The 24,395-nt window shown below is 72.3% G+C and carries 26 protein-coding genes and 1 pseudogene; 16 read left to right on the top strand and 11 right to left on the bottom strand.

The window, feature by feature from the left end:
- Nucleotides 1-26 precede the first annotated feature (26 nt).
- The gene (locus tag ACZ67T_RS37870) at nt 27-707 is read left to right on the top strand and encodes a UbiX family flavin prenyltransferase (protein ID WP_469990454.1); all 681 of its coding nucleotides are present in this window, start codon (nt 27-29) and stop codon (nt 705-707) included.
- Here ACZ67T_RS37870 and ACZ67T_RS37865 read toward each other — a convergent pair.
- Nucleotides 704-835, bottom strand: a complete 132-nt coding sequence (locus ACZ67T_RS37865; protein WP_267893758.1) for a hypothetical protein — start codon at nt 833-835, stop codon at nt 704-706. The two genes, ACZ67T_RS37870 and ACZ67T_RS37865, sit on opposite strands and share 4 nt — an antisense overlap.
- A gap of 172 nt (nt 836-1,007) precedes the next feature.
- On the opposite strand from ACZ67T_RS37865, the gene ACZ67T_RS37860 reads away from it, so the two are divergent.
- Nucleotides 1,008-1,463: an Lrp/AsnC family transcriptional regulator gene (locus tag ACZ67T_RS37860; RefSeq protein ID WP_329571395.1), complete on the top strand. Its 456-nt coding sequence runs from the start codon at nt 1,008-1,010 to the stop codon at nt 1,461-1,463.
- A gap of 90 nt (nt 1,464-1,553) precedes the next feature.
- On the top strand, nt 1,554-2,717 hold the full coding sequence (gene mqnE, locus ACZ67T_RS37855; protein ID WP_116511303.1) for an aminofutalosine synthase MqnE: 1,164 nt from the start codon (nt 1,554-1,556) through the stop codon (nt 2,715-2,717).
- Nucleotides 2,718-2,806: 89 nt separating this feature from the next.
- Here mqnE and ACZ67T_RS37850 read toward each other — a convergent pair whose 3' ends face one another.
- Nucleotides 2,807-3,331 (bottom strand): GNAT family N-acetyltransferase, encoded by a 525-nt coding sequence (locus ACZ67T_RS37850; RefSeq protein ID WP_469990452.1) that lies wholly within the window; start codon nt 3,329-3,331, stop codon nt 2,807-2,809.
- A gap of 106 nt (nt 3,332-3,437) precedes the next feature.
- Here ACZ67T_RS37850 and ACZ67T_RS37845 point away from each other — a divergent pair, with 106 nt between their 5' ends.
- The 3 genes from ACZ67T_RS37845 (at nt 3,438) to ACZ67T_RS37835 (ending at nt 6,252) form a co-directional block, all read left to right on the top strand.
- Nucleotides 3,438-3,734 (top strand): DUF4229 domain-containing protein, encoded by a 297-nt coding sequence (locus tag ACZ67T_RS37845; protein ID WP_469990450.1) that lies wholly within the window; start codon nt 3,438-3,440, stop codon nt 3,732-3,734.
- Between the two features lie 397 nt (nt 3,735-4,131).
- Nucleotides 4,132-5,478: a dicarboxylate/amino acid:cation symporter gene (locus ACZ67T_RS37840; protein ID WP_469990448.1), complete on the top strand. Its 1,347-nt coding sequence runs from the start codon at nt 4,132-4,134 to the stop codon at nt 5,476-5,478.
- A 126-nt stretch (nt 5,479-5,604) separates the two neighbouring features.
- Nucleotides 5,605-6,252, top strand: coding sequence for a TetR/AcrR family transcriptional regulator (locus tag ACZ67T_RS37835; RefSeq protein WP_469990447.1), 648 nt, complete (start codon nt 5,605-5,607; stop codon nt 6,250-6,252).
- Here the strand turns inward: ACZ67T_RS37835 and ACZ67T_RS37830 are convergent.
- The 3 genes and pseudogenes from ACZ67T_RS37830 to ACZ67T_RS37820 form a co-directional block, all read right to left on the bottom strand.
- The gene (locus ACZ67T_RS37830; protein WP_469990510.1) at nt 6,232-7,077 is read right to left on the bottom strand and encodes a MaoC/PaaZ C-terminal domain-containing protein; all 846 of its coding nucleotides are present in this window, start codon (nt 7,075-7,077) and stop codon (nt 6,232-6,234) included. The two genes, ACZ67T_RS37835 and ACZ67T_RS37830, sit on opposite strands and share 21 nt — an antisense overlap.
- Before the next feature lie 5 nt (nt 7,078-7,082).
- Nucleotides 7,083-7,253 (bottom strand): annotated as a pseudogene (locus tag ACZ67T_RS37825) (3-oxoacyl-ACP reductase); the annotation flags it as partial.
- 162 nt (nt 7,254-7,415) lie between these two features.
- A complete protein-coding gene (locus tag ACZ67T_RS37820; RefSeq protein ID WP_469990445.1) occupies nt 7,416-8,288 on the bottom strand; it encodes a helix-turn-helix domain-containing protein in 873 nt (290 codons plus the stop codon).
- A gap of 264 nt (nt 8,289-8,552) precedes the next feature.
- Between ACZ67T_RS37820 and ACZ67T_RS37815 the strand changes: the two genes are divergently transcribed.
- Nucleotides 8,553-9,980 carry an MFS transporter gene (locus ACZ67T_RS37815; protein WP_469990443.1) on the top strand — a complete coding sequence of 476 codons (1,428 nt, stop codon included), beginning with the start codon at nt 8,553-8,555 and terminating at the stop codon, nt 9,978-9,980.
- On the opposite strand, the gene ACZ67T_RS37810 is transcribed toward ACZ67T_RS37815, so the two are convergent.
- The 3 genes from ACZ67T_RS37810 to ACZ67T_RS37800 all read right to left on the bottom strand — a co-directional run bounded on the left by ACZ67T_RS37810 (nt 9,977) and on the right by ACZ67T_RS37800 (nt 12,454).
- The gene (locus tag ACZ67T_RS37810; RefSeq protein ID WP_469990441.1) at nt 9,977-11,026 is read right to left on the bottom strand and encodes an ATP-binding protein; all 1,050 of its coding nucleotides are present in this window, start codon (nt 11,024-11,026) and stop codon (nt 9,977-9,979) included. The genes ACZ67T_RS37815 and ACZ67T_RS37810 overlap by 4 nt on opposite strands.
- 280 nt (nt 11,027-11,306) lie before the next feature.
- Nucleotides 11,307-11,621 (bottom strand): AzlD domain-containing protein, encoded by a 315-nt coding sequence (locus ACZ67T_RS37805; RefSeq protein ID WP_469990440.1) that lies wholly within the window; start codon nt 11,619-11,621, stop codon nt 11,307-11,309.
- A complete protein-coding gene (locus ACZ67T_RS37800) occupies nt 11,618-12,454 on the bottom strand; it encodes an AzlC family ABC transporter permease (RefSeq protein ID WP_469990438.1) in 837 nt (278 codons plus the stop codon). The genes ACZ67T_RS37805 and ACZ67T_RS37800 overlap by 4 nt, the downstream gene beginning before the upstream one ends.
- Nucleotides 12,455-12,539: 85 nt before the next feature.
- Between ACZ67T_RS37800 and ACZ67T_RS37795 the strand changes: the two genes are divergently transcribed.
- Nucleotides 12,540-13,103, top strand: coding sequence for a helix-turn-helix domain-containing protein (locus ACZ67T_RS37795; RefSeq protein ID WP_469990436.1), 564 nt, complete (start codon nt 12,540-12,542; stop codon nt 13,101-13,103).
- 121 nt (nt 13,104-13,224) lie between these two features.
- On the opposite strand, the gene ACZ67T_RS37790 is transcribed toward ACZ67T_RS37795, so the two are convergent.
- Complete coding sequence (locus ACZ67T_RS37790) at nt 13,225-13,428, bottom strand: cold-shock protein (protein ID WP_006138897.1); 204 nt, start codon at nt 13,426-13,428, stop codon at nt 13,225-13,227.
- Between the two features lie 310 nt (nt 13,429-13,738).
- On the opposite strand from ACZ67T_RS37790, the gene ACZ67T_RS37785 reads away from it, so the two are divergent.
- The 8 genes from ACZ67T_RS37785 to ACZ67T_RS37750 all read left to right on the top strand — a co-directional run bounded on the left by ACZ67T_RS37785 (nt 13,739) and on the right by ACZ67T_RS37750 (nt 23,443).
- Complete coding sequence (locus tag ACZ67T_RS37785) at nt 13,739-14,584, top strand: menaquinone biosynthetic enzyme MqnA/MqnD family protein (RefSeq protein WP_469990509.1); 846 nt, start codon at nt 13,739-13,741, stop codon at nt 14,582-14,584.
- 295 nt (nt 14,585-14,879) lie between these two features.
- The gene (locus tag ACZ67T_RS37780) at nt 14,880-16,571 is read left to right on the top strand and encodes a serine/threonine-protein kinase (RefSeq protein WP_469990434.1); all 1,692 of its coding nucleotides are present in this window, start codon (nt 14,880-14,882) and stop codon (nt 16,569-16,571) included.
- 96 nt (nt 16,572-16,667) lie between these two features.
- Nucleotides 16,668-17,363, top strand: coding sequence for a hypothetical protein (locus tag ACZ67T_RS37775; RefSeq protein ID WP_469990432.1), 696 nt, complete (start codon nt 16,668-16,670; stop codon nt 17,361-17,363).
- 47 nt (nt 17,364-17,410) lie between these two features.
- Nucleotides 17,411-18,145, top strand: coding sequence for a prepilin peptidase (locus ACZ67T_RS37770; RefSeq protein WP_469990430.1), 735 nt, complete (start codon nt 17,411-17,413; stop codon nt 18,143-18,145).
- Between the two features lie 80 nt (nt 18,146-18,225).
- The gene (gene mqnC, locus ACZ67T_RS37765; RefSeq protein ID WP_326774590.1) at nt 18,226-19,425 is read left to right on the top strand and encodes a cyclic dehypoxanthinyl futalosine synthase; all 1,200 of its coding nucleotides are present in this window, start codon (nt 18,226-18,228) and stop codon (nt 19,423-19,425) included.
- A 7-nt stretch (nt 19,426-19,432) separates the two neighbouring features.
- Nucleotides 19,433-20,032, top strand: coding sequence for a hypothetical protein (locus ACZ67T_RS37760; RefSeq protein ID WP_469990428.1), 600 nt, complete (start codon nt 19,433-19,435; stop codon nt 20,030-20,032).
- 34 nt (nt 20,033-20,066) lie between these two features.
- The gene (locus ACZ67T_RS37755) at nt 20,067-20,756 is read left to right on the top strand and encodes a demethylmenaquinone methyltransferase (RefSeq protein WP_469990427.1); all 690 of its coding nucleotides are present in this window, start codon (nt 20,067-20,069) and stop codon (nt 20,754-20,756) included.
- A 167-nt stretch (nt 20,757-20,923) separates the two neighbouring features.
- Nucleotides 20,924-23,443, top strand: coding sequence for a zinc ribbon domain-containing protein (locus ACZ67T_RS37750; protein ID WP_469990426.1), 2,520 nt, complete (start codon nt 20,924-20,926; stop codon nt 23,441-23,443).
- A gap of 13 nt (nt 23,444-23,456) precedes the next feature.
- Here ACZ67T_RS37750 and ACZ67T_RS37745 read toward each other — a convergent pair whose 3' ends face one another.
- Both ACZ67T_RS37745 and ACZ67T_RS37740 read right to left on the bottom strand, forming a co-directional pair.
- A complete protein-coding gene (locus tag ACZ67T_RS37745; RefSeq protein WP_469990424.1) occupies nt 23,457-23,798 on the bottom strand; it encodes a PASTA domain-containing protein in 342 nt (113 codons plus the stop codon).
- An 87-nt stretch (nt 23,799-23,885) separates the two neighbouring features.
- Nucleotides 23,886-24,392, bottom strand: coding sequence for a GNAT family N-acetyltransferase (locus tag ACZ67T_RS37740; protein WP_469990423.1), 507 nt, complete (start codon nt 24,390-24,392; stop codon nt 23,886-23,888).
- Nucleotides 24,393-24,395: the final 3 nt, after the last annotated feature.

Genomic DNA, 24,395 nt, shown 5'->3' with positions numbered 1-24,395 from the left:
GCCGGGTGCCGGATAGGCTCGACGGCATGACCGCAGGAGAAATTGGGCGCCGGCCTTGGATCGTGGGGGTGTCCGGCGCGTCGGGGACCCCGTATGCCGCCGCGGTTCTGCGCGCGCTGCTCGACGCGGGGGAGAGCGTGGACCTCGTCGTCTCGCGGGCCTCGCGGCTGACGCTGCTCGACGAGACGGGCATCGCGTTCCGGGACGCGCACTGGCACGAGGACCTGGGTGCGTGGCTGGCGCGCGGGGCGGACGGGAAGCCGGACACGTTCGCGGTGGGCGACCGCCTCGACCAGGTCAGGTACTGGTCCGCCGGGGATCTGGCGGCGGGACCGTCGTCCGGGTCGTACCCGGCCAAGGGCATGATCATCGTGCCCGCGTCCACGGCGTGCGTGGCGGGCGTGGCGCTCGGCCTCTCGAAGGATCTGCTTCAGCGCGCGGCGAGCGTGACGCTCAAGGAAGGGCGCAGGCTGGTCGTCGCGGTGCGCGAGACGCCGCTGAACGGGCAGACGCTGAAGCATCTGGTGGCGCTGGACGAGGCGGGCGCCGTGGTGCTGCCCGCCTCTCCGGCGTTCTACGCGGGGGCGACGCACATCCAGGATCTGGTGGACTTCGTCGCCGGGCGGGCGCTCGACGCGGCGGAGGTGCCGCATCGGCTCTACCGCCGGTGGCAGGGAGAGCTCGGGGGCGGCTCTTTGGACCGTTAGCGCTTCTTGGCGCGCGCGGCCCGCTTCTCAGCGGCACGCGCCTCGACGGCGGACTGGTGGGCACGCGAGCGGTTGGCCTGGTCCTGCAGCTCGCGCATGCGGGCGTAGGCCATCTCGATCGTGTACACGGTGGCAACACTCCTGAATGATCGTCTTTGATCGGTAGTCGAAGATCGCTTGGAAGGGCAGCCGAAGGCGAAACTGGGTTTCGGCTGAAAGATTCACAGGGTCAATGCCCTGCGCGCCTTAGATTCTACACGTAAACTCGCGTCAACGCAGAATAATGAAAGGCATGGACCTATGGACGCCGTGGACAGGCAGCTCATTCAGGCTCTGCGCGAGAACGGCCGCGCCTCGTATGCCGAGCTGGGACGCCTCGTAGGCCTGTCCGGGCCCAGCGTCACCGACCGCATCAACCGTCTCGAAGCGGCCGGCGTCATCACCGGCTACCGCGCGACCGTCGACTCGCCCTCGCTCGGCCTCGGCGTCACCGCCCTGATCGGCATCTCGCTCTCCGACGCCGCCGACCACGAGGACGTGGCGCGCCGGCTCAAGGACCTGCACGAGATCGAGGACTGCTGGTTCATCGCGGGCGACGACTCGTACATGCTCAAGGTGCGGGTCGGCGACGTGGACGGCCTGGAGCGCACCATCCGCCGGCTCAGCGGCACGAAGGGCGTCTCGCGCACGCGCACCACGATCGTGCTGTCCACCAAGTGGGAGAACCGGGTGGGGGAGCTGCCCGAGGAGGAGTAGAGGCGGGCGCGAAGTGCCTGATGGGGGCCCCTCCCGCCCGAAGGGTGGGGGAGTACGGTTGGCCGCAGTCTTTGGTGAGGAGCAATGGCAATGGACGTAGGGCTCAAGCGCGAGCTGGAGCAGAAGGTGCGGGACGGCGAGCGGCTGTCGCGTGAGGACGGCATCGCGCTGTACGAGTCGGACGACCTGGCCTGGCTGGGCGGGCTCGCCCACGAGGTGCGCACACGCAAGAACGGCGACGTCGTCCACTTCAACGTCAACCGCCACCTCAACATGACGAACGTGTGCACCGCTTCGTGCGCGTACTGCTCGTTCCAGCGCAAGCCGGGCGAGAAGGACGCGTACACGATGCGCATCGAGGAGGCCGTCCGCCTCGCCAAGGCGATGGAGAACGAGAACCTCACCGAGCTGCACATCGTCAACGGCCTGCACCCGACGCTGCCCTGGCGCTACTACCCGCGCTCCCTGAAGGCCCTCAAGGAGGCGCTGCCGAACGTCGCGCTGAAGGCGTTCACGGCGACGGAGATCCACCACTTCGAGACGATCTCCGGGCTCTCCGCCTCCGAGATCCTCGACGAGCTGATCGACGCCGGCCTCGAGTCGCTGACCGGCGGTGGCGCCGAGATCTTCGACTGGGAGGTCCGGCAGCACATCGTCGACCACGCCACCCACTGGGAGGACTGGTCACGGATCCACCGCCTCGCGCACGAGAAGGGTCTCAAGACCCCCTCCACGATGCTGTACGGGCACATCGAGGAACCCCGTCACCGCGTCGACCACGTGCTGCGCCTGCGCGAACTCCAGGACGAGACCGGTGGTTTCCAGGTCTTCATCCCGCTGCGCTACCAGCACGACTTCGTCGACATGAAGGACGGCAAGGTCCGTAACCGCCTCCAGGCGCGGACGACCATGGCGACCGGCGCCGAGGCGCTCAAGACCTTCGCGGTCTCCCGGCTCCTGTTCGACAACGTGCCGCACGTGAAGTGCTTCTGGGTCATGCACGGCGTGCAGACCACCCAGCTCGCGCTCCAGCACGGCGCCGACGACATGGACGGCTCGGTCGTCGAGTACAAGATCACGCACGACGCGGACAACTACGGGACGCCGAACAAGCTGACCCGCGAGGACCTGCTCGACCTGATCCGCGACGCCGGCTTCCGGCCCGTCGAGCGGAACACCCGGTACGAGATCATCCGCGAGTACGACGGCCCGGACCCGGCACGGCGCGAGACGCCGCAGGCGATGCGGGTCTGACGTCGTCGCTGATCCGACGACGTCTCCGACGGCAGGCGCAAGGGTGAAGAGGGGTTCCGGCCGGTGGCCGGGGCCCCTCTTCGCTCAGGTCAGATCACCGGCAGCAGCATCGTGATGTCGTCGCGATCGTCGCCGGGGGCCACCCGGATCGCGCCGGGGACGCGGCCGACCTCCTTGTAGCCGCACGCCGCGTAGAAGCGGTCGGCGCCGGTGCCGCCGCGGCAGGTGAGGCGGATCGCCTCGATGCCGTCGAAGGCGCGGGCGGCGTCGGCCGCGGCGGCCATCAGCTCCCGCCCGTACCCCTTGCCCTGGTGCCGCGGGTGGATCATCACCGTGTACAGCCAGATGTAGTGCTTCTGCAGGCGGTGCTGGTTGTACGTGAAGAAGGCCGTCGCCGCGACAGCGCCCTCCTCGTCGCGTCCGACCAGGAGCCGGGTGCGGCCCTCGGTCATCGCGGCGAGGTGCCTGACCAGCTCGGGGCGGATGTCCTCGGTGGTCACGGGCGGGACGAAGCCGACCGCTCCGCCCGCGTTGGACACGTCGGCCCAGAGTGCGAGGACGTCGTCCCGCAGCGCCGGGTCGATCGGCGGGTCCAGCTGAAACGTAAGGGTCATTGGGCCACTCTAACCATTACTTGCGGTACCGCTCAATGCCCTTCCGGGGCCGCATGCTTCACTTGGTGGTGCGTAGGACCGATTCGGAACGGAAGAGTGGATTGACATGCTCCGCTACACGCTGATGCGCTTCGGGATCTTCGCGGGCTGCTTCCTTGTCGTCTGGGGCCTCGCCTCGACGGGCATCGTGCCCCGCGGTGCCGGCAGCTCGTACTTCCTGTGGATCGCCCTGCTCGGTCTCGTCATCTCCGCGCCGATCAGCTACGTCGTGCTGCGCAAGGAGCGCGACCGGGCCTCGGTCCAGATCGTCGAGCGCGTCGACCGCACGAAGGCCAACTACGAACGCAACCGCACGCAGGAAGACATCGCGGACGACGCGGCCCGCGCCCAGAGCGCCTCGTAACGCGCCTCGTCCCCGAGAGCCTCGTCCCCGAAGTCCCGCGTAAGGGACTCGTAAGCTTCGTCACAACGCAGGTGGCCCCGGCATCGCCCGATGTCGGGGCCACCTGCGTTTTCCAGGCTCAAGGGCCATGGAGCGGGTCATTTCTTCCCCAAAGAACCCCTTTGATGTTCTCAAAGCATGAGTGTTAACGTGATTGGCATGAAGACATCCGCAGCCCGCATGCCCATGAGCGTTCCGCTCGTGGCGCGCCTGCATGTCGACCTCTGCCGTTGCATGTCCGCGGCCTGTCGCCTCTGAAGCGACTCCCCCCGATGCAGCGGCGCCCCTGGTTCTTCCTCCCGCGGTGGCCGCTTCCTTACGTCCGACCCCACCCGCGCGTCATCACTGGAGTGTGTCCGTGTCCGCGAACACCGCGTCCGCGTCCGAGAAGCAGAAGCCCCGCTTCCGGATACCCATCCCCTTCTGGGCCCAGGTCCTGCTCGGCCTCGTCGTCGGCCTCGTGCTCGGCTACGTCGCCCGCACCTACGACGTGTCCTGGCTCGCCACGACCCTCGACAAGGTCGGCGGCATCTTCATCCAGCTCCTGAAGCTGGCCGTGGCCCCGCTGGTCTTCTTCGCGATCCTGGTGTCCATCACCAATCTGCGGAAGGTCAACAACGCCGCGCGGCTCGCCAGCCGCACCCTCCTGTGGTTCATGATCACCTCGCTGATCGCGGTCGTCATCGGCCTCGCGATCGGCCTGATCACCAACCCGGGCAACGGCTCGAACCTCACCCCGGCCGACGGCTCCAAGCCCGACCACGCGGGCTCCTGGCTGGACTTCCTGACCGGCATCGTCCCGACCGATGTCGTCACGCCGTTCACCCAGCTCAACGTCCTGCAGATCGTCTTCATGGCGGTCGTCGCCGGTGTCGCCATCCTGAAGATCGGCCCGAAGGCCCAGCCGATCCTCTCCCTGTCCGAGTCGGTGCTCGAGCTGCTGCAGAAGGCCCTGTGGTGGGTCATCCTGCTCGCCCCGATCGGCTCCGCCGGCCTCATCGGCCGCGCCATCGTCCAGTACGGCTGGGACCTCCTCGGCAACTACGCGACGTTCACGATCGACATCTACGTCGGCTGCGCCCTGGTCCTGTTCGGCGTCTACCCGCTGCTCCTCGCGACCGTCGCCAAGCTGAACCCGCTGCAGTTCTTCAAGGGCGCCTGGCCCGCGATCCAGCTGGCCTTCGTGTCCCGCTCCTCCGTCGGCACGATGCCCGTCACCCAGCAGTCCGCCGAGCGCCTCGGCGTCCCGCGCAACTACGCCTCCTTCGCCGTGCCGTTCGGCGCGACGACCAAGATGGACGGCTGCGCCGCGATCTACCCGGCGATCTCCGCGATCTTCGTCGCGCAGATCTTCGACGTACAGCTCGGCATCAAGGAGTACCTGCTCATCGCGTTCGTCTCGGTGATCGGCTCCGCCGCGACCGCCGGACTGACCGGCGCCACGGTCATGCTGACGCTGACCCTGTCGACGCTCGGCCTCCCGATGGAGGGCGTGGGCCTGCTCCTCGCCATCGACCCGATCCTGGACATGATGCGCACCGCCACGAACGTGGCCGGACAGGCGCTCGTGCCGGTCATCGTGGCCGCCCGCGAGAACATCCTGGACCGCGTGAAGTACGACAACGCCACCGCGTCTCCCGTCGAGGAGCTCGTGGTCGAGAGCCAGCACGAGGACGAGCCTCAGGTGGTGGGTGCCGCCGCCTGAGTCCCCAGGCTCGTACCCGTCCGCGCCCCGCACCCGCCGGTTCCCTCCGGTCGTGGTGCGGGGTGTGTGCGTTGTGGTGGCTACGCTTGCGGGCGGACGCGGTGTGGAGAAAGGCGGGCGGCCGGGGTGGGCGAAGTGAGGGTCAAGCGGATGCCGCGGGCCGTGCGGGAGCGTCAGATGCTCGACGCGGCGGTGCGGGTGTTCGGGGAGCGTGGGTACCGGGCCGCGTCGATGGACGACATCGCCGAGCTCGCCGGGGTGTCGAAACCGCTGGTCTACCTGTATCTGAACTCCAAGGAAGAGCTCTTCTCGTCGTGCATCCAGCGCGAGTCGGAGGCCCTGATCGCGGCGGTCCGCACGGGTGTCTCCGGCGGTGGGGACGCCGACCGGCAGCTGTGGGACGGGCTGCGGGCCTTCTTCACGCACACGGCGCAGAACCCCGACGGCTGGGCCGTCCTGCACAGTCACGCGCCGGCGGGCGGTGAGCCGTTCGCCGTCGAGGTCACGGCCATGCGCGAGGAGATCGTCGCGTTCGTGACGGGGCTGATCGCCGCGGCGGCGAGGGAGGCGCACGGTGATCCCGCGCTGCCCGACCGCGAGGTCGCCGGGCTCGCGCAGGCGCTGGTCGGGGCCGCGGAGTCGCTGGCCGGCTGGGCCAACACGGACCCGTCGGTCACGGCCAAGGAGGCCGCGGCCACGCTGATGAACTTCGCCTGGTCGGGCCTCGGGAACCTGATGGAGGGCCGGCGCTGGTCACCCGCCCCCGGCGCGTAGCACCTCGCCCGTGACATGGGTGCGCGTCCCCGAGCGGAGCTCGAAGGCGGGCCCCCGGGACGCGTACGTCACGCTCGCCGGCAGGAGTACGGGTGCCTTGAACGCGGCGCGCACCTGCACCTCGCCCTCCGCGCCGTGTTCGGCGAGGCAGCGGGCGACGGTCCACATGCCGTGCGCGATGGCGCGCGGGAAGCCGAAGAGGCGGGCCGCGAGCGGGTGCAGATGGATGGGGTTGCGGTCGCCGGACGCGGCGCCGTAGCGGCGGCCCAGGTCGCCGGGCAGCTTCCACTCGGCCACTGCGGGCAGCGGCTCGGGACGCTCCTCGGCCGCCGCTCCGGCGGGTGCGTCGGTGCGGTGGCGCGCCAGGTAGGTGCTGGTCGAGGTCCACGCGCGCGTGTCGCCCGCCCACAGCTCGGTGACGACGGTGGCCTCGGTGCCGCGCCGGTGGGGCGCCAGCTCCGTCACGTGCACGGAGAGTTCGTACGCCTCGTCGACCGGCAGGTCGTGCCCCTGGGTGACGGTGACGGAGGTGTGGACGAGGCCGAGCAGGGGGAGCGGGAAGCGCCGCTCGGCCATGATCCGCATCGCCAGGGGGAAGCCGAGGACGTGCGGATACGTGACCGGGAGCGCGGCGGAGTCCCGGTCGAAGCCGCACACCTCGCGGTACGCGGCCAGGCGGGTGCGGTCGGCGCGTGCGGCCGGCAGGACCAGGCGGGTCGCGGGGGCTTCGGCGCCGGGGCCCGGGCGCTTGAGGGGGGAGAACAGGGCGCCGCGGGCCAGGAGCGGCGGCAGGGACGGGGCGGCAGTGAGCGTGACGGTCGTCATGGTCGTCACGCCCCCAGCAGGCTCTGGCCGCAGACGCGGACGACCTGGCCGTTGACGGCGCCGGTGGGGCGCGCGAACCACGCCGTCGGCTCCGCCACGTCCACCGGCAGCCCGCCCTGCCCGAGCGAGTTCATGCGGCGGCCCGCCTCGCGGCGGAACAGGGGGACCGCGGCCGTGCCGGTGAAGTTCGGATAGCGGTCGGCCATGGTCCAACTTCCTGCGCTGTCGGTAATTTACTTCACAGTAAGGTTACTCAAGAGTCAGGAATTGGTCGAGACGGAACGCCCTGCGCGCCAGGCGTGCAGGGGCGCTCCAACGGGACTGAGGCGTAAGGGGGTTCAGGACTCCCGGCGGTCCGCGCGGGCCGCCGGGTCCAGGCGCAGCATCGCCGCCTCGTCCGGGCTGCCGGGCTCGGCCTGATAGGTGACGAGGCGCTGCCCGCCCGTGCGCGCCAGCTGCATGACCTCGAACGTGAGGGTCATCGCGCCGACCTTGGGGTGCGCGAACGTCTTGGTGCCGCCGCCGCGCTCCAGAACCTCGTAACGGTCCCAGAGCTTCGCGAACTCCGGTGATTTCAGGACGAGTTCACCGACGAGGGCGGCCAGCTCCGGCGAGTTCGGGTCCTTGCCGCCCACCGCGCGCAGGTGCGCCACCGACTGCGCGACCGTCTCCTCCCAGGGGACGTAGAGCTTGCGGCCCACGGGGTGCAGGAACAGATACCGCGTGATGTTGCGCTCCTCGTCCGGCCAGTCCCACAGACCGGGCAGGAGGCGGCGGCCCGCCGGGTTCGCCGCCAGCACGTAGTTGTGCGGGCTCACCACGTACGCGGGCAGCGGGCTGAGCGCCTCCAGGACCCGCAGGACCGAGTCGCGCACCGTGCGGTCGGTCGTGGGGTGGGGCTCCGTGAGGCGGCCCGAAGCCAGCTCGGCCAGGTCGTGGAGGCGCTCGTGCGCGTCGCCGCACAGCCGCAGGGCCCGGCTGATGGCGTCGATCACGGCCGTGGACGGGTTCGTCTCGCGGCCGCGCTCCAGCCGCGTGTAGTAGTCGACGCTGACGCCGGAGAGCGTCGCCAGCTCCTCGCGGCGCAGGCCGGGCGTCCGCCGGATGCCCGCGCCCGCGGGCAGCCCCGCGTCCGCCGGGCTCACGAGCGCGCGCCGCGCCTTGAGGTACCTGCCCAGTTCCGTGCCGTCCTGCGTCGCTCCACCAGCCATACCCCCATTCTCCCTGCCCGGCGACGTCTGTGGGGGGCCGTGTCAGGGCCAGGAACAGTGCGCCCCGGTGAACGGCGCCCTGCCACCTCGCGCCAACTCCGCGCAGAGTGGACCCCGTTGCGGGCGGCCCGGCCACCGCGGACCCAGGGGGTGCACGACACCGGGCCGCGGACGCGGTCGCCGGAGCCGCCCGCACGAAGCCTTACCGGGGAGGAACGACGGACCACGTCGCCCACCCGTTTCTCCACCCGAGGAGCCCCGAACATGCCGTCCGTCGCCATCCGCCCCGACCAGCGGAACCCGACCCGTGCCCCGAGCCCGGCGGCCGGTGCCCCGGCACGCGTACCCGCGTCCGGATACGCCCTCGCCGCCGCGCTCCTCGGCTTCACCGTCATCACCATCGACGTGTCCGCCGTGAACATCGCCCTGCCCGCCATCCGTACGTCGCTGCACGGCGGCATCACCGGGCTTCAGTGGATCGTCGACGCGTACACCCTGATGTTCGCCGCGCTCATGCTCTCCGCCGGTGCGCTCGCCGACCGGGCCGGTGCGCGGCGGGCCTACGCCTGGGGCGTCGGACTGTTCACGCTGGCCTCGCTCGCCTGCGCCCTCGCGCCCGGCATCGGCACGCTCGTCGCGGCCCGTGTCGTCCAGGGCGGCGCCGCCGCCGTCGTGATGCCGGCCTCGCTCGCGCTGATCCGCCAGGCCTACGACGACGCGCGGCACCGCGCCCGGGCCATCGCGCTGTGGACCGTGGGCGGTTCGGTCGCCATGGCCGTAGGCCCTGTCCTCGGCGGCATACTCACCGAGGCCGCCGGCTGGCGCGCCGTCTTCTTCCTGAACCTGCCCGTGGGCGCCCTGATCCTGGTCCTCCTCGTCCGCGTCCCGCGCTCCCCGCGCCGTCCCGCCCCGCTCGACCTGGCCGGTCAGGTCACCGCGGTCCTCGCGCTTGCCGGACTCGCCTTCGCGGTCATCGAGGGCGGCCACGCCGGCTGGACCGCCCCGTCGGTCCTCGCGGCACTCGCCGTGGCCGTCGCCGGGGCGCTCGCCTTCCTCGCCGCCGAGAAGCGCCACCGCGCGCCCATGGTCCCGCTGCCCCTGCTGCGGCGGCGCGACGTGAGCGTGTCCCTCGCCATCGGCTTCGCGGTCAACGTGGCCTTCTACGGCGCGATCTTCCTGCTCGGCCTCTACTACCAGCAGCTGCGCGGCATGTCCGGCACCGAGGCCGGCCTCATGTTCGTACCACTGGCGGCGATCATCACGTCGACCAACCTGATCTCCCCGCCGATGGCCGAACGCTTCGGCCGCCGTCCCGTCATCGTGACCGGGCAGGCCGTCCTCGCCCTCGGCATGTTCTGCCTCCTGCCGCTGGCCGCGGACACCCCGGTCTGGCTGATCCTTCTGCTGCTCGTCCCGACGGGCATGGGCGGCGCGTTCGCGGTCCCCGCGCTCACCGCCCTGCTCATGGACAGCGTCCCGGCGGCCCGCGCGGGCACGGCCTCCGGCCTCCTGAACGCGTTCCGCCAGACCGGCGGCGCCCTCGCCGTCGCCCTCTTCGGCTCCCTCGTCGCGGGCGGCACGAGCGACGGCTTCTCCCTCGGGGGCATGCGTACGAGCCTGATCGTCGCGGGCGGGCTCCTGTGCGTGACGGCGGCGCTGGCGGCCTGGGCCCTGCCCGGGAAGAAGGGCTAGGACGGCAGGGCGGGGGCGTTGTGCAGGCAGTGCGCCAGGCAGCGCCGCCGGAACTCGGCGTCCTCGCCGAGCCGTTCCAGCAGATGCTTTCCGTACGCGCGGGTGGCCGCCGTCATGCGGAAGGCACCGGGTCCCGACGGTTCGGGTGTGATCAGGCGGTGGGCCGCGAGACCTTCGAAGGCGCGGGCGAGTTCGTCGGGCGGCAGCCGGTCGTCCGCGCACACCGTCACCGTGTCGGACAGGGTGAAAGGCCCCGTGAAGACGGAGGCCCGCGCCCACAGCAGCCGCTCGCCGGGCGGGCAGAGCCGCTGGCTCCAGCGCAGCGAGGCGCGCAGCGTGCGCTGCCGGTGCGGCAGTCCGGGCATCGGGGCGGGCAGGTCCAGCAGGCGCTCGGGGCGGCCGATGAGCGACAGCAGGTCGTCGGCGTCGTGGCGGGTCAGCTGGCCCGCGGCGATGCGCAGGGCGAGCGGCAGACCGCCGAGCGCCGCGCAGATGCGGCGGGCCGGCTCGGGGTCCGGGTCCCGCGGTGCGCCGAGCGCCCGCGCGGCCGTGGTGAGCAGACGGGCGGCGCCGCCGGGGGTGAGCGGGGGCAGCGGGAAGGTGACCGGTGTGTCCAGCGGGATCCTGCTGGTGGCGAGGACGTGCAGCTCCGGGCACGCCTGTACGAGGTGCAGCAGCGTGGCGGCGCACTCGGCGGCCTGCCGCTCGCAGGTGTCGACGACGAGAAGCACGGGGCGCCGCCCGATCGCGGCGGCCAGCGCGGGGAGCTGCGGCACCGCGGGATCGCCGTCGAGGCGCAGGGCGCCGGCGAGCGCGTGCGGCACGAGCCCGGGGATGTCGAGCGTGGCCAGGTCGGCGGTGCCCGTCACGGACCAGGGCTCGCGGCGCAGGCGCCGTACGACCCGGGCGGCGAGCGCGCTCTTGCCGACGCCGCCCGGCCCCACGACGCTCACCAGGCGCTTCTCGCGCAGCAGCCCTTCGAGCGCGGCCGCGGCGCCGTCCCTGCCGACGAGTCCCGCGGCCCGGGTGTGCAGGAGCTCCGGCATGTTCTGGTGCCTCCGTCGTGCTGCGTTCCGGTGAGATGCGGCCGGCATGCGGGCGGTCCCCGGCATCGGTGCGGGCGCAGAAATCGGTGGACCTGTCCACTGCGCCGGGGACCGGTCGGTGACGCGGGCCGATCAGAGTAGCGGCGGTTCGCGCGAGGCCGGTCCGCACGACCGGTCGGGCCCGCTATCCGTCCGTATATCGCCGAATCGGCCCGTACGGGAGCGGGTTGGAGGCGTTACGCGCCCGATCGGGAGCGGATTTCCGTACATGCAGGGGTCGTTACGACACGCCCGCGAGCCGCAGGAGGCTCGTCGTCGCGGCCGCCACCACGACGACGACGGCGAAGGGCGCCTTCCGCCACGCGAGCAGACCGCCGGCCAGCACCCCGGCGGGCCTGGCCCACCCGGCGAACCCGTGTCCCTCGGTCAGCGCCCCCGTCGCGAGCAGCGCCACCAGCAGCACGGTCGCCCCGACGGTCAGCAGCTCCTGCACCCGCGCGGGCAGCTCGACCCGCCCGTGCAGCAGGGGCCCGGCGAGCCGGAAGGCATAGGTCCCGGCGGCCAGGACGAGGACGGCGACGAGCGTGGCGTTCACGAGGAGGCTCCCTGGGAGGTCGTACGGGCAGGGGCTTCCGGGCCGGCCGCACGGGAGGGGGATCCCCGGCCGGCCGTGAGGGACGGGGTTCCCCGGCGGGGCGTGCGGGCCGCGAGCAGGCCCGTCAGCGCCAGCAGGACCGGCACCCCCGCGGGCAGCACGGGCGTCGCGGCGACCGCGATCACGGCACCGGCCGCCGCGGCCCGCCGCACCCCGGCCCCGCCGCGCAGCGCGGGCAGCACGAGGGCGAGGAGCACCGCCGGGAACGCCGCGTCCAGACCGAACCTGGCCGTGTCCCCGAGCGCGGAGCCCGCGAGCGCCCCGCCGAGCACGCTGAGGTTCCAGGCCGCGAAGAGCCCGAGGCCCGACAGCCAGAACGCCGCCCTGCGCCGCCGGGGATCCCGCTGGGCGAGGACGAACGCCGCCGTCTCGTCGGTGACGAGGTGTGCGCCGACGAGACGCGCGGGCCAGGACCGGCCGAGCGCGTCGGCGACGGCCAGACTGAACGCCGCCGTGCGGGTGTTGAGCAGCAGCCCGGTCGCAGCGGCGGCCACGGGGCCGCCACCCGCCGCGAGTACGGCGACGGTGCTGAACTGTGCCGACCCGGCGAAGACGATCAGCGACATCAGTACGGGAACCCAGACGGGCAGCCCGCCGGTGACCGCGATCGCGCCGAAGGAGACCCCCACGACGGCGTCGGCGAGGCAGACGAGCGCGATGTCGCGCAGGAGCCGCCGGTCGGTGTGGGCGGGAGCGGCGGCGGGGTCCGAAGGGACGGCCCGGCCCGCGGCTGTTCGCTCAGATGGACTATCTGTTCGGTGTGGCGAACGCATACTCGTAGAATGGACACAGGGCCGTTTGTTCGTCAAGTCGAACGATGCGGTCCGCCTCAGCGAACGAACGGTGAGTAGGAGCAGCATGGCCGGCCAGACCCCCCGCCTCCCCCTCGACCGGATCGCCGCGGCCCTGCGCCGGGAGCGCGGCCGGGCCGGGATCTCCCTGTCCGAGCTGGCCAAGCGCGCGGGGATCGCCAAGTCCACGCTCTCGCAGCTGGAGTCGGCGAGCGGGAACCCGAGTCTGGAGACCCTCTGGGCGCTGAGCGTCGCGCTCGACGTGCCGCCGAGTCTGCTGCTCGACGCGCCCCGCCCCGTCGTCCAGGTCATCAGGGCGGGCGAGGGGGTCGCGGTCCCGTCGGAGCAGGCCGACTACGCGGCGACGCTGCTCTCCCCGAACCCGCCGGGCTCCCGGCGTGACCTCTACTTCCTTCAGGTCGAACCCGGCGCGCCCCGCGACTCGGAGCCCCACATGCCGGGCGCCGTCGAGCACATCGTGGTGGGCACCGGCCGGGTCCTCGCGGGACCCCAGGACGACCCGGTCGAACTCGGCCCGGGCGACTACATGTCGTACCCCGGCGACGTCCCGCACACCTGCCGCGCCCTGGAGTCGGGTACGACGTGCGTCCTGGTCATGCAGTACGCGTGAGCAAAAAGGCAGGAGCCCCGTCTCCGCCTCGTGCCGGGGCACTTGGCGGAGCGGGGCTCCTTGGGTACTGCATCCGTTCCGGAGTCACGACGTCCCAAGGGCAAACCTGGGGACGCCCCACTTACATGGGGGTGACGTTCTCCGCCTGCGGGCCCTTCGGACCCTGCGTGACGTCGAAGCTCACGGCCTGGTTCTCCTCGAGGGAGCGGAAGCCGTTTGCGTTGATCGCGGAGTAGTGGACGAAGACGTCCGGGCCGCCGCCTTCCTGGGCGATGAAGCCAAAGCCCTTTTCAGCGTTGAACCACTTCACGGTTCCGGTAGCCATAAGCCCTCCTTGGGCCAAAGGGTCGCCCTGCTCCAGAACCTGCAAATGCACTTGCGAACAACTGCAAAAGTCTGAATACGACGAGAGCCCGCGGTCACATGCTCCGCAGGCTCTGTACTGCAAGGGAAACCAAACTGCAACTTGCGGGCGAGCCTAGCACGCAGGCACCGGAATGCAATAGAGGGAAAGATCACGTCACCCGGAGGTTTGACACGGGGCGTCAAAGGGTTGACAGGACCGACTCGGGGACCCTGAAGCCTGCACCGTACCGCATGGGGTCTAGCCTCGCGATGTGGACAATTCTCCCGAGATCCCGCAGCGCAACCGGCCACGAGTCGGCCACATCCAGTTCCTCAACTGCATGCCCCTGTACTGGGGACTTGCCAGGACGGGAACGCTCCTCGACCTCGAGCTCACGAAGGACACCCCGGAGAAGCTCAGCGAGAGCCTCGTCCAGGGCGACCTCGACATCGCGCCCATCACCCTCGTCGAGTTCCTGAAGGCGGCCGACCGGCTCGTCGCCTTCCCCGACCTCGCGGTCGGCTGTGACGGCCCGGTGATGTCCTGCGTGATCGTCTCGCAGGTACCTCTCGACCAGCTCGACGGGCGTCGGGTCGCGCTCGGCTCCACCTCGCGCACGTCCGTGCGCCTCGCGCAGCTGCTGCTCGCCGACCGTTTCGGCGTACAGCCCGACTACTACACGTGCCCGCCGGACCTGGGCCTGATGATGCAGGACGCCGACGCGGCCGTGCTCATCGGGGACGCGGCCCTGCGCGCCAACCTCCACGACGCGCCGCGCCTCGGGCTCCAGGTCCACGACCTGGGTGCCCTGTGGAAGGAGTGGACGGGACTGCCGTTCGTCTTCGCCGTGTGGGCCGCCCGCAAGGACTACGCGCAGCGCGAGCCGCTCATCACGCGCAAGGTCCACGAGGCGTTCCTCGCCTCCCGGGACGTGTCCCTGGAGGAGGTCACCAAGGTCGCCGAGCAGGCCGCCCGCTGGGAGGTCTTCGACGAGCAGGTCCTCGAGCGCTATTTCACGACGCTCGACTTCCGCTTCGGCGCACGGCAGCTGGAGGGCGTCACGGAGTTCGCCCGCCGGGTGGGTCCGACGACCGGCTTCGCGGCCGATGTCCGGGTCGATCTGCTGCAGCCGTGACGCGGTAGCTCCGCCGTCCCCAGAAGGCGTACGGGAATTCCCTCTCGGGAATTCCCGTACGCCTTCTGCGTGCCGCCCCTCTCCCGCGCGGGGCAATTCCGGCTATCCGGAAACAACGGGCTGTTCGGTGACGATCGACTGTGAACGTCAGGAATTTCACCGGTGAACGTTTTGAATACACGGGGTGCTCGGATATCGGAGCGATGCGCTCCGCGCGGCGGCGACTACGGGAAGGCGTGACAGGGGAGGACTACCCTGGCCCGACTGGAGCGTGGGCACAGGGGGAGGCCAGGCCATGCAGCCGCTGGAAGCCGGCGAACCGACCACGATCGGGCCCTACCGGCTGCTCGGGAGGCTCGGTTCCGGCGGAATGGGCCGCGTCTATCTGGGGCGCAGCGCCGGAGGCCGCACCGTCGCGGTGAAGGTCGTCCATCCGCACTTCGCGCTCGACGAGGAGTTCCGGGCGCGCTTCCGTCGCGAGGTGGACGCCGCGCGGCGGGTCGGGGGCGCCTGGACCGCGCCGGTCCTCGACGCCGACCCGGAGGCGTCCGTGCCGTGGGTCGCGACCGGGTACGTGGCCGGCCCGTCCCTCGCGCAGGCCGTGAAGGAGCGCGCCCTGCCCGACCACTCCGTACGGGTCCTGGGCTCAGGCCTCGCCGAGGCGCTGGCGGCGGTGCACGGCCTCGGGCTCGTCCACCGCGATGTGAAGCCGTCGAACGTGCTGCTCACCGTGGACGGCCCGCGCCTGATCGACTTCGGTATCGCCCGCGCCACCGACGGCACCGCCTCCCTCACCTCCACCGGCGTCTCGATCGGGTCGCCCGGATACATGGCGCCCGAGCAGATCCTCGGCAAGGGCGTCACGGGCGCCGCCGATGTCTTCTCCCTCGGCGCGGTCCTCGTCTACGCGGTGACCGGCACCTCCCCGTTCCCCGGAGACTCGTCGGCCGCGCTCCTCTACAAGGTGGTGCACGAGGAGCCCGAACTCGGCCTGGCGCGCGGGGAACTGCGCGACGTCGCCGCCGCGTGCCTGGCGAAGGACCCGGCCGCGCGGCCTGCGCCCGAAGAGGTGGCGAGCGCTCTCGCCCCGCAGGGCGCTGCCCGGCTCGTGGCGGCGGGGTGGCTGCCGGGCGCGCTGGTGGAGCAGGTGGGGCGCAGCGCGGTGGCGCTCCTGGACCTGGAGGGCGCGGCGCCGGCGGGTGCCGGGGAGCGCTCGGGGCCGGTCGGATTCAGCGAGCCGTCGGTCGACCGGCCGCCGGACGCGACGGGGGCGCCCGCCGGGGTGTTCGGGCCGCCCGATCCCGCGTACGGACCGGTCGTCCCGCGCGTGCACGCGCCCGCCGACTCCGCTCCGGCCCCCGCAGACGCCGCCGTCCCCGCGCAGCGCACCGAGGTGCCGGGTGCCGGGAAGCTCTCCGTCAGTGTGGCCGCGACGTCCGTGCCGGGCGCCGGTGGTCGCGGGCGGAGGATCAGCTGCACGGTCGTGCTCGGTGTCGCGGGCGCGCTCGCCGCCGTCACCCTCGGCTCGGCGTTCCTCTTCGACCTGCTGCCCGGCTCCTCGACGAGCGGGAGCGACACCGCGGGCGGCCGTCCACCCGCGGCGACGGCCTCCGCCTCCGCCCCTAAGGGCACCGTCCCCGCCTCCTTCGTGGGCACTTGGGAAGGACCCGCCACCGGCCTCGGCGGCACACTGCCGATGGGTACGTTCCGCGTCACCGTCGAACAGGGCCGGATCGGCGAGGAGTTCGGCACGTTCCACCAGACCGACCCGATCGGCGCGGTCTGCGAGGACGTCCTCGTCCTCAAGCGGGTCGAGAAGGACCGGATCGTCGCCACGGGCATCGCCAAGAAGTCGAACGGCGGGCAGTGCACCACCGGCCGCCACGAAGTCCGCCTGATCAAGTCGAAGTCGGGCGACCGACTCACCTACGAGACGGACAACCCGCGCGCGGGCGACCCCGTCGCCACGATGCGGCGCGCCGGCTGACGCGGATGTACCCACGACCAGGGCGGCTGCCGACCACGGGAGAGATCAGACAGCCGAACGGGGCGGGGGGACACACAGAGGAGGGGGAGCGGGGACATGGGATTCGGCAGGAACAAGGGTGCGGCCGGGCCGCTGGTCGAGCCGGTGGCGTGGGAGGACGTCAGCTGGTTCGTGGTGACCGACGTCGAGAGGGCCGCCTCGTTCCCGCGCAAGCCGGTGAAGGGCCGCCTCGCCGTACGCGTCCCCACGACGGTCGCGGGCGTGCGCTGCTTCGCCCCGGCGGCGTACGTCGTGGGGGACGGCGAGGACGGCGGACCCCACGAGCTGTACGAGGCCGGGGGAGCGCAGCGGCTCGTCTGCACGGTGACGGCGGTGGGTGACGCGCATCTGGTCACCGACGCGGCGGGCGCCGAACTCGGCCACGTCCACCGCACCTCCGCCGTGAAGCGCACGGTCCAGCACGGGCTCTGGCTGCGGCAGCCGGACCGGCCCGACGCCGTCGCCCGCTACCACTGGGCCAAGGGCAGCGCGAAGGACATCGCGACGCGCGGCAAGGACGGCGCGGTGCGGGGCGCGGGCGCGCTCGTCGGCAGCGTCGTCGACTCCGTGCTCAGCCTGGGCGCCGAGGGCGGCGACCAGTCCGGTACGCGCACGGCGAAGCCGGTGACGTGGCGGGCCGGCGAGGAGACCGTACTGACGCAGGGGTACGTCGACGGTGTCAAGTCGTATGTGCCGCAGGCCGGTTGGCTCGACCGGCGGCTCGCGTTCGCGCTGGCGGTGCTCGGCCGGTAGGCGACGCCGACAGGCGCGGGGGGAAGCGAGGGAAAGGGGTGGGGACGGTGGAACTGCTGCTGGTCGTGGCCGGGGCGGTCTGGGGTGCCGTGGCCGGGCTGTTCGTGCCACGGGCCGCGTACCGGCTGTCCGTGGAACCGGACGAAACCTGGCGGGCGAGTTGCCCGGACGGGCATCCGCTGCCGGGCGGTGTGCGCGGATGGCTGGGCCGCGGGCGGTGCGGGGACTGCGGCGGGGCGCTCGGCCCGGGCGCCCTGATGCCCGTACTGCTCACCGCCGCCGTCTGCGCCGCCCTCGCCGCCGCCACCGGCATCCGGCCCGAACTGGGCGCCTGGCTCCTCCTCGTCCCGCCCGCGGTGCTCCTCGCGGTGGTCGACGCCCGGGTGAAGCGCCTGCCCGACGTCCTCACCCTGCCCGTCGCCGCGGCCGCCCCCGTCCTGCTCGGCCTGGCCGCGCTGCTGCCCGAGCCGGGCGGCGACTGGCCGACGGCGCTGCTCGGCGCGCTCGCGCTCGGCGGCGGCTACCTCGGGCTGTTCCTCATCCACCCCCAGGGGATGGGGTTCGGCGACGTGAAACTGGCGGTCGGCCTGGGGGCGGTGCTCGGCTGGTACGGGTGGGGGCAGGTGTTCATCGGCACGTTCGCCGGGTTCCTGTTCGCCGCGCTGTACGGCGCGGGTCTCGTGATCGCCCGGCGGGCCGGCCGCAGGACGGCGATCCCGTTCGGGCCGTTCCTGCTCGCGGGCGCGCTCGCCGGCGTCCTGATGGGCGCCTACGCCGCCTGACGTCGGGCGGCAGGACGTGCTGGCGTACGCTGAGACGGTCCGTCCACAACCCCTTACGAACGAAACGAAAGGGACGCCCGGTGACCGAGAAGGCCGACCTTCAGACCGTCCTCGACCGTGCCGCCGCGGGTGGACGCATCACCCCCGAAGAGGCGCTCGACCTCTACCGCGACGCCCCTCTGCACGCGCTCGGCGCGGCCGCCGACGCCATCAGGCGCCGCCGCTACGCCGGCACCGAGCACATCGCGACGTACATCATCGAGCGGAACATCAACTACACGAACGTCTGCGTGACGGCGTGCAAGTTCTGCGCCTTCTACGCCGCGCCCAAGGACACCGCCAAGGGCTGGACGCGCGACCTCGAAGACATCCTGCGCCGCTGCGCCGAGACCGTCGAACTCGGCGGCACCCAGATCATGTTCCAGGGCGGCCACCACCCGGACTACGGCGTCGAGTACTACGAGAAGCACTTCTCCGCCATCAAGCAGGCGTACCCCCAGCTGGTCATCCACTCCCTCGGCGCGTCCGAGGTCGAGCACATGGCCCGTATCTCCAAGGTCTCCGTCGAAGAGGCCATCGAGCGGATCCACGCGGCCGGCCTCGACTCCTTCGCGGGCGCCGGTGCCGAGCTCCTCCCGGCCCGCCCCCGCAAGGCGATCGCCCCGCTGAAGGAGTCCGGCGAGCGCTGGCTGGAGATCATGGAGGCGGCCCACCGCCTCGGCGTCGAGTCGACGTCCACGATGCTGATGGGCACCGGCGAGACCAACGCCGAGCGCATCGAGCACCTGAGCATGATCCGCGACGTACAGGACCGCACGGGCGGCTTCCGCGCGTTCATCCCGTACACGTACCAGCCGGAGAACAACCACCTGAAGGGCCGTACGCAGGCCACGCTCTTCGAGTATCTGCGCATGATCGCCATCGCGCGGATCTTCCTCGACAACGTGGCCCACATCCAGGGCTCCTGGCTGACCACCGGCAAGGAGGTCGGCCAGCTGTCGCTGCACTACGGCGCCGACGACCTCGGTTCGATCATGCTGGAGGAGAACGTCGTCTCCTCGGCCGGTGCCAAGCACCGCTCGAACCGCCTGGAGATCATCGACCTCATCCGCAAGGCGGGCCGCGTCCCCGCGCAGCGCGCCACGACGTACGAGCACCTCGTCGTGCACGACGACCCGGCGAACGACCCGGTCGACGACCGCGTCCAGTCGCACATCTCGTCCACCGCGATCGAGGGCGGCACGGCACACCCCGAGCTGAAGCTCGTCTCCACCAACTGAGGCTCATTTGCTGACGATCCACGTGGCCGAGGCCTCGCCCGAGGCCGCGGTCCTGGTCGAGGGCGCGTCCGTCGCCGCCCTCGGCCCGTACGAGGACCTCGCCGCCGTCCGCCCGCAGGCGCGGGTGCGGCGGTGGCCCGGCATCCTCACGCCCGGCCTGCTCAACCCGTACGGGCCCGAGATCCTCGAGGGCACGTACCACCCGGACCCGCGCGAGGCCGACGAGTTCGGCACGCGGCCGGTCGTCGGGGAGCGCGCTCGGGAGATCTTCCGCGCGGATCCGTCCCGGGCCGGGGCCAGCGCGCGCCGCGGCATCCAGCAGCTGTTCGCGCACGGCACGGTCGCCGTGGCCGGGGAGCTGCGCTCGCGCGCCGTGGTGGACGCGGTGCGCAGGGCCGGGCTCGCGCTCGGGCAGCGCCCGCCGAACCAGCCCGGGCCGGTGTCCTTCTCGCCGGTGCCGCTCGTCCTGCTGCCGCCGCTGACCGTGGGCGGACCGGCCAGGTTCGCCGTGTTCGACGTGCCGGACCGCGCCTCGCTCGTCCGGCTCGGCCCGGCCACCTGTGTGGCCACGGTCGTCGAGGGACGCCTGGTGTACCGGCGCCGCTGACGCCCGCCCGGGGGCGTACTGCCACAATGGACGCGTGACCCGCGCATCCCTGGACAAGCAGCCGCACGAAGTCGCTTCGATGTTCGACGACGTGGCGGACCGGTACGACCTCACCAACGACGTGCTCTCGCTCGGCCAGGCCCGGCTGTGGCGCAAGGAGGTCGCGAAGGCGGTGGACGCGCGGCCGGCGCAGAAGGTCCTCGACCTCGCGGCCGGTACGGCGACGTCCTCGCAGCCGTTCGCGCAGGCCGGCGCGTACGTCGTGCCCTGCGACTTCTCGATCGGGATGCTCCAGGTCGGCAAGAAGCGGCACCCGTGGATGCCGTTCACCGCGGGCGACGCGACGAAGCTGCCGTTCAAGAACGACACGTTCGACGCCGTGACCATCTCCTTCGGCCTCAGGAACGTGCAGGACACGGACACGGCGCTGCGCGAGCTGTACCGGGTGACGAAGCCAGGCGGGCGCGTCGTGATCTGCGAGTTCTCGCAGCCGACGTGGGCGCCCTTCCGCACCGTGTACACCGAGTACCTGATGCGCGCCCTGCCTCCGGTGGCCCGCGCCGTGTCCTCGAACCCGGACGCGTACGTCTACCTCGCCGAGTCGATCCGCAGCTGGCCCGACCAGCCGGCGCTCGCGGCCCGCCTCCAGAAGGCCGGCTGGTCGGACGTGGCGTGGCGGAACCTGACCGGTGGCGTCGTGGCGCTGCACCGGGGCGTCAAGTAGCCGGTCCTTCGAGTCGCGGGCCTTCAAGTCCCGTTCGGTGCCTGCCCGTTGTGCCGATTCCCCGTCGCGGGGAACCGTCCACCGGGAAAGATGTGTCCGTTGAGTACGTGGTGACTGCCCGTCACCGCTGGTGACGGTACGGCTTTCCTGATGACGGAGCACTTCCCATGGCGTCGTTCTGCCCGCACTGCGGAGCCCAGGCTCCCGACGAGGCCCGCTTCTGCATGAAGTGCGGGCGGGAACGAACGCCGGAGCGCGAGCCCGGTGTTCAGGACCCGTCGGCTCCTCCCGCCGCACGCTCTGGTCAGCCTGGTCAGCCGCCCGTTCCGCCGCTCGCGCCGCCCGCCGCCCCGCCGCCGCCCGCGTTCGCCCCCGGCGGGCCCTCGCCCGTCGGCGCCTTCTTCGGGCGTGCCTTCCGCGGCGACTGGGCCGGCTCGGCGCAGGCCGCGCTGTGGCCCGTCGGACTCCTGGTGATCGCCGCCGTCGCCCTCGCCGTTCCCTCGTACGGGCAGGGCAGTGACGTCGTCGTCGGGTTCGGCGACCGCATGCGGATCTCGCTCGCGTTACTGCTCCAGTCGCTCGGCGGCGGCTTCGAGGTGTCGGCCTCCTCAGGCCCCTCGCCCTTCGGCGGCGGGGACTCGCCGTTCGGCTCCGGGGGCGGTGACATGGGGGCGGAGCTCAGCGGTGGCGCCGCGCTCTCCCTCGTCCCTCTCACGGTCACCGCCCTGTGGATCCTGGCGCTCTGGATCGGCGTACGCGTCCTGCGCTCGCGCCTCCGGGCCCGCGCGGCCGCCCCCGACGGTCACCCCACGCCCGTCCCCGGCACGCCCGGGCTCGAAGCCGCCCTGCGCGTCGCCCTGTTGGTGACCGTCGGCGTCCTCGTGCTCGGCCTGTTCGCGCAGCCCTCGATCCGGGGGGTGCGGATCTCGTCGTCGCCGGTGCTCGCCGCGCTCGGGGCGCTCCTCATCGCGCTCACCGTCGCCGCCGGAATGCTGCACCGGGACGACCTGGCCCAGTGGCTCGCCGTCCGGCCGGGGGTGCTGGCGCTGGTGCGGGCCACCGGAACGGCACTGCGCGCGCTCGCGGTCGTCCTCGTGATCTGCTCGGTCGCCGCCGTCATCAGCATCGCCCAGATCGACGACCTGGGCGACGTCTCCGACGTGTCCGACCTGGGACAGGCCGACCTGTCGCCGCTGGTCGTCGCCCTGCTCGTGCTGCCGAACCTCGGCGCCATGGCGCTCGGCCTCGGCTGGGGCGCGCCCATCTCCTTCGAGGCGGGCGGCAGTTCGACGTACGGGGGCGGCTACCAGCACCAGTCGTTCGGCCTCTCCGAGCTCGGCGACGTCACCAACTCCTGGGCGGTTGTGGGCGCGCTGGCCCTCGGCACCGTCTGCGCGCTGACCGTGGGCGTGATGGCCGCGCGCAGGTCGGCCGACCGTCGTGAACAGCTGCTCTCCGCCGGGATCTTCCTCGGTCTCTTCCTGCTGCTCGGCGCCGTCGGCGGCCTCGGGGTGCAGGCCACCGGGGCCGCGTCCGACCTCGGCGGCAGCGGCACGGGCAGCGCCGGCGTGGGCCTCGGCATGGCGGAGGCGCTCCTGTTCGGGCTGCTGTGGGTGTTCGCGGCGGCGTTCCTCGCGCCGTATCTGATGCAGATGGCGGGGGCGCGGACCGGGATCGTGCCGGAACCGCAGGTGCCGCCGGGGGCGTTCGGGCCGGCGCCGGGTGTTCCGGCGCCGGTGACCGCCATGCCGGAAGCACCCGCCCAGCCGCCCACCCCCGACGAACCGCCCGCCCCCATCGACCCGCCGAGCCCCGACATCGCGGCCGCCCTGCCGACAGCTACCGCCGCTGCCGCGCCCGCACCCACGCCTCCTCCCGGGCCCACCCCCGGCCCCGCCGCCCCCGCCCCCGTCTACGACCCGCACACCTTCCAGCTCGGCGCGCGGCCGGCCGCCGTGCCTGCCAAGTCCCCGCGCCGCGCCGGGATCTGGGTCGCCACCATCGCGGGCGCGTTCGTCATCGGGGGCGGTGTGGCGGCCGGCGTGCTGCTGCTCCAGGACCACGGCGGCAAGGACGACAAGGCGGGCCGCGACGACAGGCCCGCCGCCGGCACCGAGCGGCCCGCCACGTCGCAGCAGCCGACCCCGGCGCCGAGCCCCACCCCGAGCCCCACCCCGAGCGCGACGCCGGACCAGGCCACGGACCCCGCGCCGGACGCGACCCCGGACGCCACCGTTCCGTCCGGCTACCGCAAGGTCACCGACCCCATGGGCTTCTCCTTCGTGATCCCCGACGTGTGGTCGCGCGAGGGCGTCGAGAACGGCAGCCAGATCACCTACGCGGGCAGCACCGGCGCCGAGCACTACCTCATCGGCGTCATCCCGAACGCGGGCTACACCTCGTACGACAACATCCTCAACATGGAGAAGCACGCGAAGGAGGACAAGAAGAAGCAGGACTACCAGCGGATCGACCTGCGCCGGAACACCTTCCAGGGGCGGCAGGGCGCGATCTGGGAGTACACCTACCGCGACGAGGGCGGCCGGACGATGCACGGCATCGACCAGTCGTACGTCGCCGAGGACGGCACCGAGTACACGATCTACCTCGTGGGGCAGCAGGACGTGTGGGCCGACCTGAAGAAGACGTACCGGACCGGCCTGGAGTCCTGGCGTCTGACGAACTGACCCCGGCCGGGCGCTACGTGCCGACCACCGAGTACGTCTCACCCGGTTCGTCCAGTTCGCGCTGCAGCCCGCCGCCGCGCGGTCCCGGCATGCGGGGCTCGTTCACCCCGGAGCCGCCGTGGCCCTCGCCCTCCGCCAGGTCGAACCAGACGGTGACGACGGCGCCGCGGGGCACCTCGGTGTCGGGCAGTGGGTACTGGCGTACGACATAGTCGACCACGGTGAGACGGAAGTCGGGGCGGTCGGGCGCGGCCAGCTGTACGCCGCGCGCCGCCGCGGCCTCGCGCGCGTCGACGGCCATGAGGCCGACGAACTTCGGTACGCGCACTTCGGGCGTCTTGGGTGTAATGCGCACAGACTTCACCCCCAGCGGTACCCGAAGGGTAGCTCCGTCCGGGCCCTGACCGGAAGCGGCCGGGCTGACAAGGCGGACCCGAGCCGCCTACAGCGTGAGCCGGAAGCACAGGCCCGTGCGCGGGTCACCCGGGACGGTGAACGTCTCGGCGGGTTCCATGCCGAGGCGCCGCGTCACCGCCACCGAGCGCTCGTTGCGCGAGTCGACCATCGCCACCACGCTCCGTACACCCGCGGCCCGTACCCGTTCCAGCGTCGCCTGCGCGGCGGCCGTCGCGTAGCCGCGGCCCCAGTGCGCGCGCCCGAGCCGCCAGCCGATCTCGATCTCGCCCGCCGGACCCCAGGCGTGCGGCCAGGGCTGCGCGCCCGTGAAGCCGATGACGTCGCCGTCCGGGTCGGTCATCGTCCACAGGCAGAAGCCGTGCTCCGCGTCGTGCCGGCGCTGCCGGGCGGTCAGCTCCTCGTACACGGACAGCTCGGCAGCGGCCCCGCCGTGGAACTCCATGACCTCCGGGTCGTCGAAGACGCGGTGCCAGGCGAAGGCGTCCTCGTCGGTGGGGACACGCAGCTGTACATCAGGCAGAGCTCGGTTCACAGG

Source organism: Streptomyces sp. NPDC107517 (genome assembly GCF_055582645.1).
This window is presented reverse-complemented; position numbering and strand designations above follow the sequence as displayed.

Excerpts from the sequence above, each read along its gene's own strand:
- ACZ67T_RS37795 (WP_469990436.1), top strand. The coding sequence starts at position 12,540 with ATGGCCGGCCAGACCCCCCGCCTCCCCCTCGACCGGATCGCCGCGGCC.
- ACZ67T_RS37780 (WP_469990434.1), top strand. The coding sequence starts at position 14,880 with ATGCAGCCGCTGGAAGCCGGCGAACCGACCACGATCGGGCCCTACCGG.
- ACZ67T_RS37750 (WP_469990426.1), top strand. The coding sequence starts at position 20,924 with ATGGCGTCGTTCTGCCCGCACTGCGGAGCCCAGGCTCCCGACGAGGCC.
- ACZ67T_RS37850 (WP_469990452.1), bottom strand. The coding sequence starts at position 3,331 with ATGACCCTTACGTTTCAGCTGGACCCGCCGATCGACCCGGCGCTGCGG.
- ACZ67T_RS37870 (WP_469990454.1), top strand. The coding sequence starts at position 27 with ATGACCGCAGGAGAAATTGGGCGCCGGCCTTGGATCGTGGGGGTGTCC.
- ACZ67T_RS37815 (WP_469990443.1), top strand. The coding sequence starts at position 8,553 with ATGCCGTCCGTCGCCATCCGCCCCGACCAGCGGAACCCGACCCGTGCC.
- ACZ67T_RS37800 (WP_469990438.1), bottom strand. The coding sequence starts at position 12,454 with ATGCGTTCGCCACACCGAACAGATAGTCCATCTGAGCGAACAGCCGCG.
- mqnE (WP_116511303.1), top strand. The coding sequence starts at position 1,554 with ATGGACGTAGGGCTCAAGCGCGAGCTGGAGCAGAAGGTGCGGGACGGC.
- ACZ67T_RS37810 (WP_469990441.1), bottom strand. The coding sequence starts at position 11,026 with ATGCCGGAGCTCCTGCACACCCGGGCCGCGGGACTCGTCGGCAGGGAC.
- ACZ67T_RS37790 (WP_006138897.1), bottom strand. The coding sequence starts at position 13,428 with ATGGCTACCGGAACCGTGAAGTGGTTCAACGCTGAAAAGGGCTTTGGC.
- ACZ67T_RS37830 (WP_469990510.1), bottom strand. The coding sequence starts at position 7,077 with ATGACGACCGTCACGCTCACTGCCGCCCCGTCCCTGCCGCCGCTCCTG.
- ACZ67T_RS37845 (WP_469990450.1), top strand. The coding sequence starts at position 3,438 with ATGCTCCGCTACACGCTGATGCGCTTCGGGATCTTCGCGGGCTGCTTC.
- ACZ67T_RS37820 (WP_469990445.1), bottom strand. The coding sequence starts at position 8,288 with ATGGCTGGTGGAGCGACGCAGGACGGCACGGAACTGGGCAGGTACCTC.
- ACZ67T_RS37860 (WP_329571395.1), top strand. The coding sequence starts at position 1,008 with ATGGACGCCGTGGACAGGCAGCTCATTCAGGCTCTGCGCGAGAACGGC.
- ACZ67T_RS37775 (WP_469990432.1), top strand. The coding sequence starts at position 16,668 with ATGGGATTCGGCAGGAACAAGGGTGCGGCCGGGCCGCTGGTCGAGCCG.